The organism is Arthrobacter sp. SE2 (assembly GCF_058244265.1).
Genome location: NZ_JBZAYA010000016.1, coordinates 16,454 through 36,836, shown reverse-complemented (window position 1 = coordinate 36,836; position 20,383 = coordinate 16,454). Strand labels below are relative to the sequence as shown.

Here is a 20,383-nt window from a genome sequence, read left to right as displayed (position 1 = left end):
GGATTCACAGGGCAGAATTGTCAGCATGTACCTGCTGCTCGCCGCCCATCCAGACGGCGCAGCTATTCAGGAAAGCAATGCTGCCGGAGTAGCCGTGGCGGAGCCGCGCGTCGTACGCAAGGCCGATCTCGCCGGCGTCGTCAGCGTGTTGGAGAAGAGCCGTCCGCGCTGGGTCTGGAACCGGACCCAGGATTGGTACCCGGCGATGCTCCAATCCGGGGTGGAACTGGAACGTTGCCATGACCTCACACTCTGCCGCGCCATCCTGGTCCATTCCGAGTTCACCGCCCACACGGAATATGCCCGCAGCGCGGAAAAACTCACTCAAGACGACGACATGCCGGTCCCGCCTCGGGTCCTCCAGCCTCCCCCGCCGCCCGCCGATCAGGACGCGCTGTTCGACGACCTGGTCCCACGAAGTACCCAGCCCGGGCTGGACGAGATCCGGGCCGAGTTCGCGGCACAGCAACACGCGCTCGGCCTGGCCACCAAGGAGGAAGGCCGGCAGCACCGCCTGAAACTGCTGCTCGCCGCGGAATCCGCCGGCGCGATGATCGCCGCCGAAATGCAGTTCACGGGTGTGCCGTGGCAGGAGGCGTTGCACGAAGAAATCCTGGAAGGCCACCTCGGTCCCCGGCCTCCCGCCGGCCACCGGCCAGCACGGCTGGAGGCTCTCTGCAACGAGCTTCGCGGGATTCTGCAGTCTCCGAAGCTGAATCCGGATTCACCACAGGACCTCATGCGTGCCCTGCACCGGAACGGGATCGAAGTAAAAACCACCCGCCAGTGGGAACTCAAGGAATCCAAGCATCGGGCCATTGAGCCACTGCTGGAGTACAAGAAGCTCTCCCGCTTGTTCACTGCCAACGGCTGGTCGTGGCTGGACGCGTGGGTGAACGACGGGCGGTTCCGTCCCGAGTACGTGGTGGGTGGCGTGGTTTCCGGCCGTTGGGCGTCCAGGGGCGGCGGGGCGTTGCAGATTCCCCGCCAAATCCGGGGCGCGGTGCATGCCGACCCGGGGCACAAATTGATCGTCGCAGACGCCTCCCAGCTCGAGCCGCGGGTTCTGGTGGCACTAGCGCAGGACTCGAAGATGGCCGAGGCTGCGCGCGACAAGGACTTGTACGCCGGCATCGCCGCGCAGGGCTTCGGTGGCGACCGTTCGAAAGCCAAGATCGCCCTACTCGGCGCAATTTACGGTGCCACCACGGGCGAATCGGGTCGCCTCATGCCTCAGCTGACCCGCACTTATCCCCGGGCAGTCGGCTTCGTCGAACAGGCAGCCCGCGACGGCGAAGGCGGCCGCACCGTGACCTCAAGGTTGGGCCGCAGCAGCCCGCCGCCGTCGGAACGCTGGATCCGCAGCCAGCAATCCACGACGGCGGAAGAACAGCGGCGCGCGGACAGCATTGCCCGCTCGCGGGGCCGTTTCACGCGGAACTTCGTGGTGCAAGGTTCCGCGGCGGACTGGGCGTCGTGCTGGCTCGCTGAACTTCGACGGCGGCTGCGCACCGCACGTGCCGACGGCCTGCCCGCCGGGGAACTCGTGTTCTTCCTGCACGACGAGGTCATGGTGCACGCGCCTACAGAGTCGGTGGAAGCCTGCATCAAGGCCATCGAAGAGGCCGCGGCCGCCGCCAAGGAACTGTTGTTCGGGCGGGTTCCGGTGGAATTTCCGGTGAGCGTCGCCGTCGTCGATTCTTACGACAAAGCGAAGTAAGAGCCGCTCTTGCCCCGGGCGCAACAGCAGAGGACGATTGCCCCGTGGGACACAAGGGCCACGCACCGCTGGCTGCATACATTGCCTTCCAACTGACAGAGTTGGAGGGACAATTGCCGCTGATCGCAGCGGCAGATCCGGAAGCCGTACACAACGCGAGGCTTGCCCTTCGCCGGCTCCGTTCAGTGCTCAGCTGCTATCGAGGCATGATCCCGAAACTCCCCCGGCCGGCCCGCGAGGAAGTGAGTTGGCTCGCAACTTCACTTGGCGAGTCCAGGGATGCCTACGTCCTGGCGCAGAGGATCCGGCTGTCCCTCGACACAAAGGATTCCTGGAAAAGCCCCGAGGCCGTGCACCTGGCCGTGGAGGAACTGGAAGCGTCCAGCGCCCGGCTGGCCGCTGCCCTTGGAGGGCACAGGCGCAGCAAACGCACGGTGCGGGCCGCAAGGGCAGCGCTCTTGGAAGTCCCCGCTGCCCGGGAATACAAGCACCCGACGGCGGACCTTGCCGAGCGTCTCCAGGCGCGGTGGGAGCGGTTGCAGCACAGCCTCGCGGAGCAGGCGGGGAGCAGCGACCCGGAGGTGCGCAACGCTGCGCTCCACCAGGCACGCAAGGACGTCAAGTGCCTCCGCTACTCGGTCGAGGCAGTTGCGGAGGCCTTCAGCCATCACGCTTCCGGGGTGATCCAGCCGGCGATCGGCCTGCAGCGTTTGTTGGGCGAGCAACATGACGCCGTCGTGGCCGGCGAATGGATCAGGGAGCTGGCGAAAACCCCCGGCATTGACGCTGAGGATGCCCAGAGGCTGGAATCGATGGAGGTCCGGCGGCGACTCAATGCGGAGGAAGAGTTCCGGATGGCGATCGCCGAATATCCGGTGCCGGCGCCCAGGCGCGCACTGATCTTTTGAAGCCCGGAACCATAGCCGCCGGACGGCCCGAAAGCGAGTCATATGGCGGAAACGAACCCGGCATGACACGGGCAAGTAATGTACCCCAAAGTAACTTCAGCCCTCCCTGCTCTTCTCGATAGTCTCGAGTTATGGCTTCCGAAGTGAGGAATGCCACAGTGCAAGGACGCACGAACTGTGCGAGGCAGTATCCAAGGGGGAACCGCAACGATGGCTGGACGATTCGAAATTCTCAGAGACGGCGAAGATGGTTACCGATTCCGGCTGGTGACAGCCGACGGAACCCTGGTTGCGGAGTCTCCGCAGTTTAAACACCTGAAGGCTGTGGCGGCCGGCATCACCGCTGTGCGGGAAAATGCCGCCACCGGCATCGTGGTGGATCGCTCAAAAATAACCCCGCACGCAGCGTAGCGGGAGGGGCGCAGCGCCCGGCGGCGCCCCTGCTGCGCGGGCTAGATCTCTATTTCGAGTACGCGCTCCGTGTCCCACGGAACAGTCCACCCCAAAGCGTCGAACAGGCCGCTGAGCACCATCCCGGTGAAACCCCAGACCATTAGTCCGTTGACTTGGAAGACCGGGCTCGAGAACGTCCGGCCAAGCCGCGTGAGCGTCCCGGTGTATCGGTTGTCGGGATCCAAGAGGTCACGCACCGGAACACGAAACACTTGCGCGGACTCGGCGTAGTCCACCACCCTCACTGGCGACGGCGACGCCCACCACGCCAAGACCGGTGTGACCACAAAATTGCTGCGGATCAGGCCGAGTTCCGGCATGACACCCAGCACCTGCACGCCACCGCTGTCCAGGCCGGTCTCCTCCACCGCCTCCCTGAGGGCTGCCGCCACGGCTGACTCATCCCCGGGATCGATGCTGCCGCCGGGGAACGCCACCTGCCCTGGATGGTCGTCCAAGGTGTGGGCGCGTTCCAGGAGCAACACGTCCAAATCCGCCGGGGCCACCGGTTTCCCGGATTGGGCGGGAATGTCGTCCAAAACGCCGAAGAGCATGAGCACGGCCGCTTTTCGCGCCCTGTCCGGATCTACAGTCGCGGCCGCAATCCGCGGATCAGGGGCGGGATGCTGGCCGGAATCAATCCTGGTGATGAGGCATACTAAATCCTCGAGCGCGGTCATGCCGGTCTCCTCTGTGATTCCATCCGAATCTCGGCCGCACGATGGGTTTCGGCAAGCAGCTTTTCGAGAAGCGCTTCGTTGCCCGGCGCCAGTTCGTACTTGAGCAACTTGGCCGCTTTGACGGGATCCTTTTCGCCTTCGCCATAACTCGGGCACCAAGTGGCCACCGCACACGCTCCGCACGCCGGCCGGCGTGCATGGCAAACCCTGCGGCCGTGGAAAACCACGCGGTGGGACAGCATGGTCCAGTCTTTGGGCTCGAACAGCTCCGCGACATCGAACTCGATTTTCACCGGGTCCTCGGACGTCGTCCAGCCAAACCTGCGCGCCAGCCTGCCGAAATGCGTGTCCACAGTGATTCCCGGAACGCCGAATGCGTTGCCCAGCACCACATTTGCCGTCTTGCGCCCGACGCCGGGAAGCGTCACCAGATCTTCCAGCCGGCCGGGAACCTCGCCATCGAACTCGTCCACCAAGCGCGTGCTCAACGCCAGGACGTTCTTCGCCTTCGCACGGAAGAAACCGGTGGGCTGCAGGATTGCCTCGAGCTCGGCAATCTCAGCCTCGGCCATGCTCCGGGCATCCGGATAGCGTGCGAACAGGATCTTGGTGACTTGGTTGACCAGCACATCGGTGGTCTGGGCGGACAGCACCGTGGCCACTACCAGCTCGAAGGGGTTCCGGAAATCAAGCTCAGCGTGGGCGTAAGGATAGAGCTCAGCAAGCGCCTTGTTGATTTTGCGCGCACGCCGCTTCAGAGCGAGCGGGGTCTCGACGACGGTGTCCACGGCCGGCCTGGTCAGCCGCGTTCGATGTGGGCGAGATCGCGCAGGACGCCCACACTGCCGTCAGTATCCTGCACGAGGAATTCCTCACCTCGGTCTTCGAGGGCCAGGACCCACGCGCCCGGTTCGATGGTGAAGGCGGGCATTCCTGTGTGCTCGTCGACAACGACGCGGGGATGGGCCACGGCGAACCAGAATGCCTCGTACCCGGAGGCGTGGTACCCGGAGGCGTGGTCGGATTCGTCCTTCCGAGTGGCCGGATCAACGGTGGCGCCGATGGGCTCGTGTTTCCGGGGCTGATCGACCGTGCCGATGTGCTGGGTAGCCGGTCCTGCGCCGGCGTTCGGGCCGCCGACGATCGGCGTAGCCATGGTGGCGGTAGGCAGGTGCTTGGGCTCCTCGGGCGTGGGCGCTTGCGCGTCCCGTCCCCGGTCGGCAACTGCAGCCTCTGCGGATTCGGCAGGTACGACGGCGGCGGGCACGGCTGTCGCGACGGCGGCGGCTTCGGTGGCCGCCGGTTCAGGGGCAGCGGCTTCTGCGGCAGCCTCAGGGGAAGCGACAGGTGCGGCTGAGGCGGGTGCGGCGGGGGTCTCTACGTGTGCCGGGCTGGCAGGCTCCGGCTTGGGCTTGGCGGTCTTCGGCACCGCAGGCTTGCGGGTTGGAACGGCCGATTCCCGGGCCACAACGTGAGCTGGCTGTTCTGCCCTGTCCTGGAAATCGTCGCGGAGAAGCGGCAAGTGGGGAGCCAAGACCGTCGCTGCCAGAAGACCTACCGAGCCGATGAGTCCGACGAGCACGAAAACCGTAAACGCGCCTGCAGCGGACAGAAAGTACAGGGTCAGGGCGAACGACGCCACGACCGAAGCGAACTGGTCGGTCGAAAGGGAACCGATTCGCACGATATTCGCCGGCTGCAGGCGCCGGGCAACGAACAAAGCGGCAACTACGAGGGGAAGAATGATCCCGAGTGCCAGGAAGAAAAGGTTGTCAAGGTTCCACAGGTTGTAGCGCCCGCCAAACATCGGCAAGAGGGACCCCACGAACATCAGGAGGGTGGAGCCGAAAACGGTCAGGTCCCGGATAGTGAACGGACCCAGCACGGCCTGGTACTTCGGGGAGGTCATGCTGCCGGGCTCTGGCGCCCCGGCTCCAGGTGTTGCTTCGGGGGCCGATCCAGGCGCGATTGCACCGTATTTCGGACCTTGGCTCGTCTGGTTCATATGCAAATCTCCTTTGTACGGCGGTGCCCGGTACGCTGCCGCCCGAGGTTGCAGCCCGTGTTTTCGGGCAAGGCCAGGCGGCAAGTTTTCGCGTCTCGAGACCTCTTCAGCCTATGCCACGCGTCTGACAGTCCACTAGTTGGCACCAGCGCGGAGGCAGGCATGCTGCTCCGTAATATTCCCCGCGTTTGAGCCAAGCGAAAGCCTTCAGCGCCGTTCGGCGCGAATCACCAGCCGCTCACTGTCCGGATTGTGACCGTGGACACTTGTTGTCGGTCCAAAACGCTAAGGTGGGTTCCGGAAAAGCTCTTTGCGGAATCCCGTGAGGCGCCGTAGCCCAACGCCGTGCACGATTGGTGGTGGGGCGGCCTCGTGGCGGGACTGCCGCGCGGCAGAGATCGATGAATGATGAGGTTCACATGTCCCAGGACGCCAATGGATCGACGACCACCGCTGCAACCGGATCTGACGGGGCCGGCAACGGCGATGCCCTCGAAAACCTTCTTCACGAGGACCGGAAGTTCGCGCCCGCTGCTGAGTTCGCCGCGAATGCGGTAGTCGGCGCCGACGTGTACGCGGAAGCGGCTGCGGACCGTCCCGCGTTCTGGGCGAGGCAGGCCCGGGAGCTGCTGGACTGGGACACGGACTTTGACCGGGCGCTGGACTGGTCCGATCCGCCGTTCGCGAAGTGGTTCGTCGGCGGGAAGATCAATGCCGCGTACAACGCCCTGGACCGGCACGTGGAGAACGGGCTCGGGGACCGGGTGGCGATCTTCTTCGAGGGCGAACCCGGAGACACCCGCACGTACACGTACGCGCAGCTGACCGAAGAGGTCAAGAAAGCCGCCAACGCGTTCGAGTCCCTCGGGGTGGCCAAGGGTGACCGGGTGGCCGTGTACCTGCCGATGATCCCCGAAGCGGTGATCACGATGCTGGCCTGCGCCCGGATCGGGGCCGTGCATTCGGTGGTGTTCGGCGGTTTCTCCGCCGACGCGCTGCGCTCCAGGATCGATGACGCCGAGGCCAAGCTTGTGGTCACCGCGGACGGCACGTACCGGCGCGGCAAGCCCAGCCCGCTCAAGCCGGCCGTGGACCAGGCCCTCGCCAAAGAAGGACATTCGGTCCGGAACGTCGTCGTGGTCAGGCGCAACGGTGAGCCGGTGGACTGGCACGAGGGCCGGGACCGGTGGTGGGAGGACACCGTGGGCACCGCGCCGGGCGAGCACACCGCCGTCGGGCACGATTCCGAGCACCCGCTCTTCATCCTCTACACCTCCGGGACCACGGGCAAGCCCAAGGGCATCCTGCACACCACCGGCGGCTACCTCACCCAGACCGCCTACACCCATAAGGCGGTGTTCGACCTGCACCCGGACACGGACGTGTTCTGGTGCACCGCCGACGTCGGATGGGTCACCGGCCACTCCTACGTCGCCTACGCACCCCTGGTCAACGGCGCCACCCAGGTCATGTACGAGGGCACCCCGGATTCCCCGCACCAGGGCCGCTGGTGGGAAATCGTGGAGAAGTACAAGGTCTCCATCCTCTACACCGCCCCCACCGCGATCCGGACGTTCATGAAATGGGGCAAGGAGATCCCGGGCAAGTACGATCTGTCCTCGATCCGGGTCCTGGGTTCGGTGGGGGAGCCCATCAACCCCGAGGCGTGGATGTGGTACCGGGAGGTCATCGGCTCCAATGCCGGCAAGAACGGGGAAAAGAAGGAACACCCTGCCCCGATCGTGGACACCTGGTGGCAGACCGAGACCGGCGCCCAGATGATCGCGCCCCTGCCGGGCGTGACGGCGACCAAGCCCGGTTCCGCGCAGGTGGCGCTGCCGGGCATCGCGATCGACGTCGTGGACGAGGCCGGGGAGTCCGTCCCCGACGGGCACGGAGGCTACCTCGTGGTCCGCGAACCCTGGCCGGCCATGCTCCGCGGCATCTGGGGGGACCCCGAACGGTTCAAGGAGACCTACTGGTCCCGTTTCGAGGGCATGTACTTCGCCGGCGACGGGGCCAAGAAGGACGACGACGGCGATATCTGGCTCCTGGGCCGGGTCGATGACGTCATGAACATCTCCGGCCACCGGCTCTCCACCACCGAAATCGAATCCGCGCTCGTCTCCCACCCCTGGGTGGCGGAGGCCGCCGTCGTCGGAGCCTCCGACGAAACCACCGGCCAGGCCGTCGTCGCGTTCGTGATCCTGCGCGAATCCGCCCCGTCGGGACAGGACAGCGGCGACTCCACCGTCGCCGAACTGCGGAACCATGTGGGCAAGGAAATCGGCCCCATCGCCAAGCCCAGGCACATCCTGGTGGTCCCGGAACTGCCCAAGACCCGTTCCGGGAAAATCATGCGCCGCCTCCTCAAAGACGTCGCCGAAGGCCGCGAACCCGGCGACGCCACCACCCTTTCCGACCCCACGATCATGGCCCAGATCGCGCAGTCGCTGAAGAAGTAGGCTCTGGCCCAGACCACGCGGCGCCACGCCACCACGCAAGGGCGGCGGTTCTCTGCAAAGAGGACCGCCGCTTTAGTGCCAAAAACCCTCCGTCGCAAGAATGTTATATTTAGTTCTTTCATGTTCTCTTTTGAGCGGTTATAGTCGAGTTCTACGTGAGAAAACTCACAAGCACCACGCTTTCAAGGGAGAGAACATGGCAGCGAATCTTGACCCGTTCCAGTCGGCCCACAACGCTGGCCCTGGACGCCGCACCATCCTGAAAACGCTCGGTATCGGTGCAGCTGGGCTCGCCGGCATTCCGCTGCTGGCTGCCTGCACCGGTGGCTCCGGGCCGGCCCCCGGGGCCTCCTCGAACAGCCTGACCTTCGGCTCGGGCTCTTCGGACGATGTTCCCAAGGCCGCCTACAAAGCCGTCACCGATGCCTTCACCAAGAAGTCCGGCGTCACGGTGGCCACCAACGTCGTCCCGCACAACGACTTCCAGAACAAGATCAACTCCTACCTCCAGGGCAGCCCGGACGATGCCTTCACGTGGTTCGCCGGCTACCGCATGCAGTACTACGCGGGGAAGGGCCTCCTGGCTCCCGTGGATGACGTGTGGACAACAATCGGCAGCAACTTCTCCGACGCCATGAAGAAGGCCTCCACCGGGCCGGACGGCAAGATGTACCTGGTCCCCAACTACAACTATCCTTGGGGCTTCTTCTACCGGAAGAGCTTCTGGGCGGAAAAGGGCTACGCAGTCCCCAAGACGTTCGATGAGCTGAAGACCTTGGCCACCAAGATGAAGTCCGACGGCATCATCCCCATCGGCTTCGCGGACAAGGACGGCTGGCCCGCGATGGGAACCTTCGACTACATCAACATGCGCCTCAACGGCTACCAATTCCACGTGGACCTGACCGCCCACAAGGAAAGCTGGGACCAGAAGAAAGTCAGCGATGTCTTCGACACCTGGAAGGCCCTCCTGCCGTTCCAAGACCCGAATGCCCTCGGCCAGACCTGGCAGGACGCGGCCAAGGCCCTCGAAGCCAAGAAGACCGGCATGTACCTGCTGGGCTCCTTCGTGACCCAGCAGTTCACGGATACCGCCGTGCTGGCGGACATCGACTTCTTCCCGTTCCCGGAAATCGCAGTGGAAGGCACCGACGCCGTCGAAGCCCCCATCGACGGCCTGCTCCTGTCCAAGAAGGGCGGCGACAACAAGGCGGCGCACGACTTCCTGGCGTTCATGGGATCAGCCGAAGGCCAGAGTGCCTACTCAGCCGTGGATGGCTCCAACATCGCTACCGTCAAGGGCGCCGACACCTCGAAGTTCACCCCGCTGAATAAGAAGTGCGCGGACACCATCGCCAATGCCAAGTACATCAGCCAGTTCCTGGACCGGGACGCCCTCCCGGCCATGGCCAACAACGTAATGATCCCCGCGCTCCAGTCCTTCATCAAGGACGGCACCGTGGACGTCAAGAACCTTGAAGCGCAGGCCAAGACCCTTTACGCAGCCCAGTAGCTGAAGGAATCCCCATGAGTACTACCGCCGAGAAACCGGCAGCACCGGACAGCGAGCCCGGTGCTGTTGGGCGAACCATTGCCGGCAAGAGCCGGCCCGGCACCGGCAGGCGGACCGGCAAAGCAGGCAGGGTCCGCCGCCTCACCCGCCGCGACAAATTCATCCTCGCGATCATGGTGGGCGTGCCCACACTGATCCAGCTCCTGCTGGTCTGGCTGCCGACGCTCTTCTCCATTGCGCTGAGCTTCACCCGCTGGAACGGCCTGGACCTGAAGGACATCAAGGCCGCAGGGACGGACAACTACCGATACGTGGTCCAGGACTATCCTCCGTTCTGGCCGGCCATCCAACACAACGTCCTGTGGCTCGTCTTCCTGGCCCTGATCGCGACGCCCCTCGGCCTGCTGCTGGCCGTGCTCCTGGACCAGAAGATCCGCGGCAGCAAGATCTACCAGAGCATCTTCTTCACACCCGTCATGTTGTCCCTGGCCCTCATCGGCATCATCTGGCAGCTGTTCTACAACCGGGACAGCGGGCTGCTGAACTATCTCCTGGGCACGGCGGGCACACCGCAAGCCGTGGACTGGTTCGGAAATTCCAACGTCAACATCTGGGCGGCCATGGTTGCAGCTACCTGGCGTCACGCGGGCTACGTCATGATCCTGTACTTGGCCGGGCTGAAGGGCGTGGACCCCTCGCTGAAGGAAGCGGCGTCGATCGACGGCGCCAATGCGGCGCAGACGTTCTTCCGCATCGTTTTCCCGGCAATGCGCCCCGTGAACATCGTGATCGTGGTGATCACCATCATCGAGTCGCTGCGTGCCTTTGACATCGTGTACGTCATCAACCGAGGGACCAACGGCCTTGAATTGATCAGCGCCCTGGTGATCCAGAACCTGATCGGCGAAGGCCAGGTGATCGGAGTGGGCTCATCCCTCGCGGTGATTCTCCTGGTCATCTCGCTGATTCCCATCGTCTTCTACCTCATCCGCACCTTCGGCAAGGAGAGCAAGGCATGAGCACCCTCGCCAACCCCATCCCGCGCACGGCAGCCGTAGGCGGAACCCGGACCTCCGGGAAGCGCCACTACGGGACCCACATCTTCCTGACCGTCATGGCAATCATGTGGCTGATTCCGCTCGGTTGGTCCTTGTTCACGGCTTTGCGTCCCAAGGCGGATACGGACAAATTCGGCTACTTCAGCCTTGGCGGCACTTTCAATTTCGACAACTTCATCACGGCCTGGACCCAAGGCGGATTCTCGAAGTATCTGTTGAACTCGGTGATCATCACCGTCCCCTCGGTGCTTTTGACCCTGTTCTTTGCCTCGATGATGGCATTTGCCGTCTCCAGGGTGAGCTGGAAGTTCAACATCACGCTGCTGATCATGTTCACGGCCGGCAACCTCCTGCCCCCGCAGGTCCTCGCGGCCCCCTTGTTCGAGATGTTCAAACACGTCACGTTGCCCTACTCGTTCAGCGATTCCGGCAACCTGCTCAACACCTATATCTCGGTGATCGCGGTGGACACGGCATTCCAGATCGGGTTCTGCACCTTCGTTCTTTCCAACTACATGAAGGCCCTCTCGTCCGACTTGACGGAGGCCGCGCTGGTGGACGGTGCCGGGATCTGGCGGCAGTACTGGAACATCATCCTGCCGCTGTGCAGGCCCGCCCTCGCGGCGCTCGGGACCCTGGAAGTCATCTTCATCTACAACGACTTCTTCTGGCCGCTGCTCTTCATCCAAAGCGGTAACCGGCTGCCGATCACTACAGCAATCAATAACCTGCAGGGCGAGTTCCTCAGCAATTACAACCTGCTCGCAGCGGGCGCCACCATCACCGTGATACCCACCCTGATCATCTACCTCGTGCTGCAGCGCCAATTCGTGGCCGGTCTCACGCTCGGTTCCAGCAAAGGATAAAACGCATGGCAATGGATTACATCGTGGACAAGCTGGGCGGCCGGATCGCGTTCGGCGGCGACTACAACCCAGAACAATGGCCCGAAGAGGTCTGGAAACACGACGTCGCCCTGATGAAGGAAGCCGGGGTGAACCTGGTCAGTGTCGGCATCTTCAGTTGGGCCCTTCTGGAGCCCGAAGAAGGCCGGTACGAATTCGGCTGGCTCGACAGGATCCTCGACCTGCTCCACAGCAACGGCATCAGCGTGGATCTGGCGAACGCGAGTGCTTCTCCACCGCCGTGGTTCAGCCGCAAGTACCCCGATTCACTCCCGGTGGATGCCGACGGCGTCCGGCAAAGTTACGGTTCGCGGCAGGCCTTCGCGGCGTGCTCGCCTGACTATCGCCGGGCGGCAGCAGCCCTGACGACGGCGATCGTGCAGCGCTACGCGGGGCACCCCGCCGTCGTGATGTGGCATGTCCACAACGAGTATGGCTGCCACAACCAGCCGGACTTCGGCCCCCACGCGGAGCGTGGCTTCCAGGAATGGCTCCAGGCCAGGTACGGGAGCCTGGACGCGCTCAACGAGGCCTGGGGCACGGCCTTCTGGTCCCAGCATTACTACGACTGGGCCGAGATCCTGCCGCCGCGCCGCTCGGGAACGTGGGTGAACCCCACGCAGCAACTGGATTTCGCGAGGTTCTCCTCCGATGCCCTTCTTGAGTGCTTCAAGGCAGAGGCAGACATCATCAAGGCACATTCGAAGCACCCGGTGACCACCAATTTCATGGGCTTCAACATGGGCCTCAACGCCCCTGTTGACTATTGGCGCTGGTCAGGACACATGGATGTCGTGTCCAACGACCACTACCTGATCGCCTCCGACGAACGGAACTTCCAGGATCTGGCCATGACGGCGGACCTCACCCGCGGCTGGGCACAGGGCAAACCATGGCTCCTGATGGAACACTCCACCTCGGCAGTCAACTGGCAACCCCGCAATGTGGCGAAAGCGCCGGGCGAAATGCTGCGCAACTCCCTGCAACACGTGGCCCGCGGAACCGACGGAGTGTTGTTCTTCCAATGGCGCGCCTCCCGCGCCGGGGCCGAAAAGTACCACTCCGGACTGGTCCCTCACACCGGCCGCGAGAGCAAAGTGTGGCGGGAAGTGGTGGAGCTCGGCCGTGCGCTCGAGAGCATTTCGGAGGTGGCCGGCTCCACGGTCCAAGCCGAAGCCTGCATCATCCACGACACCGACGCCCGCTGGGGCACCGAACTGGACTCGCACCCCAGCGAGGACGCACGGAACCTCCCGGAAACGCGGCGTTGGCACGACGCCCTCTACCGGGCCGGCGTCACCACGGACATCCGGCAAAGCACCGATGACCTTTCCGGCTACAAACTGGTGATTGCGCCCATGCTGTACCTGGTCACGGATGAAGGCGCGGCAAAACTCCACGAGTATGTCGAAGCCGGCGGAACCCTGGTGATCACCTATTTCTCCGGAATCGTCGACCAGAACGACCACATCCGCATGGACCCGGTCAACGGCGGCGGCTATCCAGGGGCGTTCTCCGAACTGCTCGGCGTGAGCATGGAGGAATTCTTCCCCCTGCGATCCGGGGATGCCGTCGGCTTGAGCCGCTTCGGCTCCGGGACGGTCTGGAGCGAGCTGGGTAAGGCAAGCGGGGCGGAGGTGCTTGCCACGTTCGACGGCGGCACGGGGCCGGGCGGGTCCGGCGTCGACGGCTCGCCGGCAGTGACCCGTCGGGCCGGATCTGCCGGACGCGGCTCCGCCTACTACGTGGCCACGAGTCTGGGCCGCGAGGGGCTTGCCGAACTGGTGCAGCTCCTCTGCTCGGACGCCGGGGTGGAGCCGGTCCTGGGTGTCCGGCCTCCGGAAGATGTGGAAATCGTCCGCAGGAGCAACGGCACCAAGGACTGGACCTTCGTCATCAACCACAGCGCGCAGGACGTGGAGGTGCCGCTCGACGGCGTCGAGCTCCTGAGCGGGTCACCCACCGGAGGTACGCTAAACCTTACTGCCGGAGGCGTCGCCGTCGTCGCCACTCCCGCTTAGCCACCCCCCGTCGTCCAGAAAGGCTCCGATGCTTCAGGCAGCCCGCCACACCGCCATTGTCGACGCCGTCCAGCGTGAACGGGTTGTCCGTGTCTCGGACCTCGCGCAACTGCTGGGCGTCTCAGCGATGACCGTTCGGCGCGACATCGAGTCGCTTGAGGAGTCCGGACTCGTCGAACGTATCCATGGCGGGGCCAAGATACCCGGCGATGCCCGGACCCACGAGCCCGGCTTCGAACTGAAATCAACCCAGCTGATCGATGAAAAGCACGCGATCGCCGTCGAAGCCGCCACCCTGGTCCATGAGGGCATGGCCGTGGGACTGAGCGCCGGAACCACCACCTACGAGCTCGCCAAGGTACTCCTGGAAGGCCCGCGGATCACCGTAGTGACGAACTCCATCAGGATTGCGGATCTCTTCCACAACGCCTCAGGTTCACGGCAGGGTTTCCCGGTCATCGTGACCGGCGGCGAACGCACGCCGTCGGACGCCTTGGTGGGTCCCATCGCCACTGCCGCGCTGAAGCAACTGCACCTGGACACCCTGTTCCTGGGCGTCCACGGCATGGATGCCGACGCGGGATTCACCACGCCCAACCTGCAGGAAGCCGAAACCAACAGGGCCTTCATCAGTGCGGCCCGCAACGTGGTGGTCTTGGCGGATCACAGCAAGTGGGGAACGGTGGGCATCGCCTCGATTGCCCAGCTGGAGGAAGCCGACGTACTCGTGACGGACTCGCATCTCGGCGAGGACGCCCGGCGCATCCTCGCCGACGGCGTCGGGAAGCTCAAGATCGCCGCACCATAGCGTGGGAGGGGGAACGCGCTACGGGCACCCGCACGATTGCCGGATGCGAAGCTGCGTGGGGAAGACCCTATGCTGCGGGGGTTCGTTCCGGTTCTCGCCCACCAGTGCGGACACTGCGGCCTCTGCCATCTCCCACACGGGCTGCTCCACCGTGGTCAGGGCCGGCCAGCTGTATTCCGCCTCGATCGAACCGTCGAAGGACGCCACGGCGATATCGTCCGGAACGGACAAGCCAGCCTCGCGGATTGCCCGGAGGAGTCCGATTGCCTGCATATCGGAGCTGGCGAAGATCGCCGTCGGGCGGTTGTCCGCGGCCAGGAGGCGCTGTCCGGCAGCATAGCCCCCGGGGCGGTCGAACCCACCGCGGGCGAGCGGCCCAACCGGGAGTCCGGCAGCTTCCAGCGCCCGCCGCCAACCCTCCTCGCGCCCGTCAGCCTCGTTGTCGGCCGTGATGCCCATGGCGAGTCCGATGTTGGTGTGTCCGTGGCCGATCAAATGTTGCACGGCCAGGCGGGCTCCGGCTTCAAGGTCCACGCCCACGCTGTTGAAACCAGGGGCGACCGAGGCATGGTTCAGCAGGACCGATCGGATTTCCGTGCCGAAAAGCTCCAGTAGATCGGGTTCGAACATGACGCTGGCCAGGACCACTCCATCAACCTGCCGGTCAGCGAGGTTGCGTATGTGGCGGCGTTCGGAGTCCAGGTTGTTGTCGGAATTCGTCAACAGCAGGGCATATCCGCGCTCGGCGGCAGCCACTTCCACCGCGTGTCCCAGCAGCGCCCAGAACGGGTTGCTGGAGTCGGGAATCACGAGGCCGAGGGTTTGGTTGGACCCCATTTTGAGCGCACGTGCGGCGGCATTCGGCCGGTACCCCAGGATCCGGATGGCCTCCTGGACCTTCGCTTCCGTTGCCGGCGCCACCTTCTTGGGGCCGCCGTTCACCACATAGCTCACGACGGCGGTGCTCACCCCGGCGTACCGGGCCACGTCTTTGCGCGTCACCGGTCCGCGCGGGGTGTGCACTGCCGAAGTTGTCATTGGATCATGCTAGCTACAAAGCCTCGGGAGCATCGCCGAAATCGCGGATGGGAAGCCGCTCGCCGCCGCGGAGGGCGGACTCGTGCGCCACGACGCCGGGAAGCGTGAAGCGCGCCGCCACCCACGCGTTGACCGGGGGAAGGCTTCCTTTGTTCACGGCGGTGACGAAGTCGTCCACGAGGAACTGGTGGCTGCCTTCGTGCCCGGTGGGGGCTCCCTCGAATTCAACCGGGAGCCGGCCGGCGTCGTGCACCGGAGCGAGGCCGGAGATGAACGCACCGCGAAGTTCGGGTGCGACGTCCGCCAACGAGGGGTCATCGGCCGACATGCTGGGCTTGGTCTCCACCTGGTCCGAGACGTCGAGTACTCCCTTTTTGTCCTGCCACAGCGTGGTGGTGGCCAGCTGTTCAAAGCTTGCCTCCGTGCCGAAGAAGCGGAAGCGCGATTCCCGGATGTGCGAGGGGTAGCCGACGCGGCGCATCTCGTTGGTGCGCATCACGCCGCCGTCGTTCATTTCGAACAGCGCAGTGGCGTTGGAGAAGTCATTGTCGAACATGCTGACTTCCTTGTCGAAGACGCCGTCGCCGCGGTCATCCTTGACGCCGATGCAGCTGACGCTCACGGCGTGCCCGGGTATGGCGCCCAGCACGCCTCCGATGGCGTGGGTCGGGTACAGCATGGGCGGGTAGCTTGCAGTTGCTTTCCAGTTTTCGCCGCCGCTGTACTGGTAGGCCTCGTAGAATCCGAGGTCCATGTCGTGGACGTAGTCGCCTTCGGTGTAGAAGATGCGGCCGAACTTGCCGGCGGCGTGCTGCTTGCGGGCATAGACGGTGGCGGGGTTGTAGAAGCTGGTCTCTCCCATGGCATACACGAGCTTGGTTTCACGCACGGCGTCGATGATTCCGGAGATCTGTTCCTCGGAGATTGCCATCGGAACAGCCGAATAGACGTGCTTCCCGGCGCGCAGCGCCTTGATCACCAGCGGCCCGTGCGTCCAGCGCTGCGTGAAGATAGCGACGGCGTCGACGTCGGAGGCCAGCAACTCGTCGAAACTGCCCATGGTGCCGTCGAGCCCCAGCTGTTCAACAGCTTTGGACGCGCGTTCAGGGAGCTCGTCCACTGCGTAGACCGCGGAAACCCCGGGGTGGAGCTTGAAGAGGTGGGCAAATTGGCCGCCGAACTGGCCGAGGCCTACTACTCCCATTGAAAACGTCATTGTTAGCCCTTCGATTCATGTGGGTGGCTTCAGAGTGCCCTCGCCGCGCCGGGAGAGGCTCGACGAAGGACTCAGGCCAGTGAATCACTGGGATCTACTCGAGTCAACAAAAAGCAATAAATCTAAAATAATCGAACAAAAGTTCACAAGATCACTTGACCACTTCAGATCTACTCGTGTAGATTTCCATCAGTTGTAACCCATATCACAGTCAGGGAAGGGTCGAAGATGACCACGCTCACCAAACATCCTGATCCGGAGCTCTCCGCTGCCGGCCGGTCGCGGAAGTCACGGAAATCGCAAAAAAGGGGAAAGCCCGGTGCAGGTTTCCGCGGCATCGGCGATCTTAAGATCGCGCTCCTCTTCATCGCCCCGGCGATGGTCGGCTTCGTGCTCTTCTACCTGGTGCCGACCATCCGCGGCATCTACCTGAGCTTCACCGAGTACAGCATCCTCGGAGACCCGGAATGGATAGGCGTCAAGAACTACCAACAGATCGCCAAGGACCCGCTCTTCTGGAACGCCCTTGGGGTCACGTCGGAATACGTCGTGATCAACATCGTGCTTCAGACGATCCTTGCCCTGGGCCTCGCAATCCTCATGCACCGGGTCGCCAAGTCAACCCTCATCCGCGGGGCGCTCCTGCTTCCGTACCTCATGGCGAACGTCATCGCCGCGCTTCTGTGGTTCTGGATGCTCGACTACCAGATCGGCATCGTCAACCAGTTCATTGAGTGGTTCGGGCTGCCCCGCGTGGCCTTCTTCGGCAGTGAGCAATGGGCTATCCCCACGCAGGCGCTCATCAACACCTGGCGGCATATGGGCTACACCGCGCTGCTGATCTTCGCAGGCCTGCAAGCCATTCCCAACACGGTGTACGAAGCCGCCAGCATTGACGGGTCCAAGGCGGTCAGCACCTTCTGGCGGATCACCCTCCCGCTGCTGCGCCCCGTTCTCGCCCTGGTGCTCGTGGTGACCGTCATCGGTTCCTTCCAGGTCTTTGACACTGTTGCCGTGACCACCCAGGGCGGCCCCGTCAACGCAACCCGCGTGCTGCAGTACTACATCTACCAGCGCGCCTTCAACGAGCAAGACTTCGGCTATGGCTCGGCCCTCGCCGTGATCCTCTTCCTCATCCTCGCGATCGTGGCCTTCATCCAGATGAAGTTCCTTCGCGGCAACCAGTCGGACCTGGACTAAGGACACAACATGACCACCGTTTCCTCCCTCAAGGCAGGCGCCCGCCGTCGTCCGTTCAACTGGCGCCGCGCAAGCGCCTGGGTGCTGCTTGGCATCGCCATTGCAGTGAGCGTGCTGCCGTTCTATTGGGTTCTGCGCACGGCCTTCTCCACCAACGGATCGCTTGCCGCCAACTCGGCAAGCCTCCTCCCTGCCGATTTCAACCTTGGTGCCTTCAAGCGCGTCTTCGGCCTCCAGACCGCCTCCGAAGCCATCGCCGAGGGAGGCTCCGGTGCCTCCATCAACTTTTGGCAATACCTGTTGAACTCCCTGCTCTTCTCGAGCATCACCACCGCGGGCGCCGTGTTCTTCAGTTCAATGGCGGCCTACGCCTTCGCCCGGCTGCGTTGGAAGGGCCGCGACGGCGTGTTCACGCTTTTCCTCGGCACCATGCTGGTCCCACCGATCTTCACGGCCCTGCCGAACTTCCTCCTCGTGAAAAACCTTGGCCTGCTCAACTCGATGCTCGGATTGGTCCTGCCCTACCTGTTCATGACCCCGTTCGCGATCTTCTTCATGCGCCAGTTCTTCCTCAACATGTCCCGCGAGGTGGAGGAAGCCGCAATGCTGGACGGCGCGAAACACTGGCGGATCTTCTTCCAGATCGTCATGCCCAACGCGGCCGCCCCCATCGCGACCCTCGCCCTGCTCACCTTCATGGGCCAGTGGAACGAATACTTCTGGCCGCTCCTGGTCGGGACCTCCGAGGAATCGCGCGTGCTCACGGTGGGACTGGGCGTCTTCAAATCCCAGTCCCCGCAGGGCGCCCCGGACTGGTCCGGCCTTATGGCCGCAACCCTGATCTCCGCCCTTCCCGTCCTCATCCTGTTCGCGATCTTCGGCAAGAAGATCGTCAACTCGATCGGCTTCAGCGGCACCAAGTAGTCCCTCCTCCATCACGTCCCCAACGGGCCGGCTCATGCCGTGTGCCCAACCCTCCCCACCCGAAAGGTCCCACCATGAAAAAGAAACTACTCGGCGCCGTCGCCGCGGCCGCTGTGGCCACCCTCGCCCTCTCCGCCTGCGGGAGCGGAGGAGGCAGCACCGCCGACTCTGCCAAGGGCGAGGTCAGCTATTGGCTCTGGGACGCGAACCAGCTTCCCGCCTACCAGCAGTGCGCGGATGACTTCCACAAGGCCAACCCGGACATCACGGTCAAGATCACCCAGACGGGCTGGGATGACTACTGGGGCAAGATCACCAACGGGATGGCCTCTGGAACCGCCCCCGATGTCTTCACCGACCACCTTTCCAAGTACCCGGAATTCATCAAGACCAAACAGCTCGTCGCACTCGACGACGCGGTGTCCAAGGACAAGGTGGACCTCGCCCAGTACAACGCTGGCCTCGCGGACCTCTGGGTGGGCCAAGACGGCAAGCGCTACGGCCTTCCGAAGGACTGGGACACCGTTGGCCTCTTCTACAACAAGAAGATGGCAGCCGACGCCGGCCTCTCGCCTGAGCAGATGGCCTCGCTGAGCTGGAACCCGCAGGACGGCGGAAGCTACGAGAAGGCGATCGCGCACCTCACCGTTGACAAGAACGGCAAGCGAGGCGACGAGCCCGGTTTCGACAAGAACAACGTCGCGGTGTTCGGGCTTGGGCTGCCCGGTTCCGACGCCGAAAACGCCGGACAGACCCAGTGGAGCTTCCTCTCAGCCACCACGGGCTGGAGCGCTACGGACAAGACCCCCTGGGGCTCGCACTTCAACTACGATGACAAGCGCGTCCAGGACACCATCGCCTGGTGGGCTTCACTGGCCCAGAAGGGCTACATGCCCAAGCTTGAGACCACAGTTGGGGCCAACGCACCTGACGCCTTCGGCGCCGGCAAGGCCGCCATCAACGCTAACGGCGACTGGATGATCGGCCAGTACAGCGGCTATAAGGGCATCGACCTGGGCATCGCCCCCACCCCGAAGGGCGTTGACGGCAAGAACGCCTCAATGTTCAACGGCTTGGCCGACTCCATCTGGGCCGGGACCAAGAAGAAGGACGCCTCCATCAAGTGGGTAGAGTACCTCGGCTCCTCGGCCTGCCAGGACGTCGTAGCATCCAAGGCCGTTGTCTTCCCGGCAATCAAGACCTCCACCGACAAGGCCGCCGCGGCCTTCACGGCAAAGGGCATTGACGTCTCCGCCTTCACCCAGCATGTGAAGGACAAGTCCACCTTCCTGCTCCCTATTACTGACAACGCCGCCAAGGTATCGGGCATCATGAAGCCGGCCATGGACGCCGTCATAGCGGGCAAGGCACCGGCAAGCTCCCTCACGGCTGCTAACGACCAGGTCAACGCCCTCTTCTCGAAATAGTCCCTCGGCGAGAGCCCTTCAACGGCCGGCTCCCGCTATCCT

The 20,383-nt window shown here is 64.0% G+C and carries 17 protein-coding genes; 12 read left to right on the top strand and 5 right to left on the bottom strand.

Features of this window, described 5'->3' with window-relative positions:
• The first annotated feature begins 25 nt into the window (after positions 1-25).
• The 3 genes from AC4CS3_RS18740 (at position 26) to AC4CS3_RS18730 (ending at position 3,039) form a co-directional block, all read left to right on the top strand.
• The gene (locus AC4CS3_RS18740; RefSeq protein WP_490784690.1) at positions 26-1,720 is read left to right on the top strand and encodes a bifunctional 3'-5' exonuclease/DNA polymerase; all 1,695 of its coding nucleotides are present in this window, start codon (positions 26-28) and stop codon (positions 1,718-1,720) included.
• A 44-nt stretch (positions 1,721-1,764) separates the two neighbouring features.
• The gene (locus tag AC4CS3_RS18735) at positions 1,765-2,628 is read left to right on the top strand and encodes a CHAD domain-containing protein (RefSeq protein ID WP_490784689.1); all 864 of its coding nucleotides are present in this window, start codon (positions 1,765-1,767) and stop codon (positions 2,626-2,628) included.
• Between the two features lie 210 nt (positions 2,629-2,838).
• Positions 2,839-3,039, top strand: a complete 201-nt coding sequence (locus tag AC4CS3_RS18730) for a YegP family protein (protein ID WP_441413186.1) — start codon at positions 2,839-2,841, stop codon at positions 3,037-3,039.
• Between the two features lie 41 nt (positions 3,040-3,080).
• On the opposite strand, the gene AC4CS3_RS18725 is transcribed toward AC4CS3_RS18730, so the two are convergent.
• Genes AC4CS3_RS18725 through AC4CS3_RS18715 form a run of 3 tightly spaced genes read right to left on the bottom strand, consistent with a single transcriptional unit; the run spans position 3,081 to position 5,766 of the window.
• Positions 3,081-3,761 (bottom strand): NUDIX hydrolase, encoded by a 681-nt coding sequence (locus tag AC4CS3_RS18725; protein WP_490784688.1) that lies wholly within the window; start codon positions 3,759-3,761, stop codon positions 3,081-3,083.
• On the bottom strand, positions 3,758-4,549 hold the full coding sequence (gene nth, locus AC4CS3_RS18720) for an endonuclease III (protein WP_490784687.1): 792 nt from the start codon (positions 4,547-4,549) through the stop codon (positions 3,758-3,760). Before nth ends, AC4CS3_RS18725 begins: the two co-directional genes overlap by 4 nt.
• Positions 4,550-4,560: 11 nt before the next feature.
• Positions 4,561-5,766: a hypothetical protein gene (locus AC4CS3_RS18715; RefSeq protein ID WP_490784686.1), complete on the bottom strand. Its 1,206-nt coding sequence runs from the start codon at positions 5,764-5,766 to the stop codon at positions 4,561-4,563.
• Between the two features lie 419 nt (positions 5,767-6,185).
• Here AC4CS3_RS18715 and acs point away from each other — a divergent pair, with 419 nt between their 5' ends.
• The 6 genes from acs to AC4CS3_RS18685 all read left to right on the top strand — a co-directional run bounded on the left by acs (position 6,186) and on the right by AC4CS3_RS18685 (position 14,536).
• Entirely contained in the window at positions 6,186-8,231 is a 2,046-nt protein-coding gene (gene acs, locus AC4CS3_RS18710) for an acetate--CoA ligase (RefSeq protein WP_490784685.1), read from the top strand.
• A gap of 196 nt (positions 8,232-8,427) precedes the next feature.
• Positions 8,428-9,744, top strand: a complete 1,317-nt coding sequence (locus tag AC4CS3_RS18705; RefSeq protein WP_490784684.1) for an ABC transporter substrate-binding protein — start codon at positions 8,428-8,430, stop codon at positions 9,742-9,744.
• Positions 9,745-9,758: 14 nt separating this feature from the next.
• Positions 9,759-10,763: a carbohydrate ABC transporter permease gene (locus AC4CS3_RS18700; RefSeq protein ID WP_490784683.1), complete on the top strand. Its 1,005-nt coding sequence runs from the start codon at positions 9,759-9,761 to the stop codon at positions 10,761-10,763.
• Entirely contained in the window at positions 10,760-11,668 is a 909-nt protein-coding gene (locus tag AC4CS3_RS18695) for a carbohydrate ABC transporter permease (RefSeq protein ID WP_490784682.1), read from the top strand. The genes AC4CS3_RS18700 and AC4CS3_RS18695 overlap by 4 nt, the downstream gene beginning before the upstream one ends.
• Before the next feature lie 5 nt (positions 11,669-11,673).
• Complete coding sequence (locus tag AC4CS3_RS18690; protein ID WP_490784681.1) at positions 11,674-13,728, top strand: beta-galactosidase; 2,055 nt, start codon at positions 11,674-11,676, stop codon at positions 13,726-13,728.
• Between the two features lie 28 nt (positions 13,729-13,756).
• Positions 13,757-14,536 (top strand): DeoR/GlpR family DNA-binding transcription regulator, encoded by a 780-nt coding sequence (locus AC4CS3_RS18685; protein WP_441415221.1) that lies wholly within the window; start codon positions 13,757-13,759, stop codon positions 14,534-14,536.
• Between the two features lie 18 nt (positions 14,537-14,554).
• Here AC4CS3_RS18685 and AC4CS3_RS18680 read toward each other — a convergent pair whose 3' ends face one another.
• The gene (locus AC4CS3_RS18680) at positions 14,555-15,574 is read right to left on the bottom strand and encodes a LacI family DNA-binding transcriptional regulator (RefSeq protein WP_441415220.1); all 1,020 of its coding nucleotides are present in this window, start codon (positions 15,572-15,574) and stop codon (positions 14,555-14,557) included.
• A 13-nt stretch (positions 15,575-15,587) separates the two neighbouring features.
• Positions 15,588-16,790, bottom strand: a complete 1,203-nt coding sequence (locus AC4CS3_RS18675; protein ID WP_490784680.1) for a Gfo/Idh/MocA family protein — start codon at positions 16,788-16,790, stop codon at positions 15,588-15,590.
• Positions 16,791-17,018: 228 nt separating this feature from the next.
• On the opposite strand from AC4CS3_RS18675, the gene AC4CS3_RS18670 reads away from it, so the two are divergent.
• The 3 genes from AC4CS3_RS18670 (at position 17,019) to AC4CS3_RS18660 (ending at position 20,341) form a co-directional block, all read left to right on the top strand.
• The gene (locus tag AC4CS3_RS18670) at positions 17,019-17,990 is read left to right on the top strand and encodes a carbohydrate ABC transporter permease (RefSeq protein ID WP_490784679.1); all 972 of its coding nucleotides are present in this window, start codon (positions 17,019-17,021) and stop codon (positions 17,988-17,990) included.
• Between the two features lie 9 nt (positions 17,991-17,999).
• Complete coding sequence (locus tag AC4CS3_RS18665; RefSeq protein ID WP_490784678.1) at positions 18,000-18,914, top strand: carbohydrate ABC transporter permease; 915 nt, start codon at positions 18,000-18,002, stop codon at positions 18,912-18,914.
• A 74-nt stretch (positions 18,915-18,988) separates the two neighbouring features.
• A complete protein-coding gene (locus tag AC4CS3_RS18660) occupies positions 18,989-20,341 on the top strand; it encodes an ABC transporter substrate-binding protein (protein WP_490784677.1) in 1,353 nt (450 codons plus the stop codon).
• Positions 20,342-20,383: the final 42 nt, after the last annotated feature.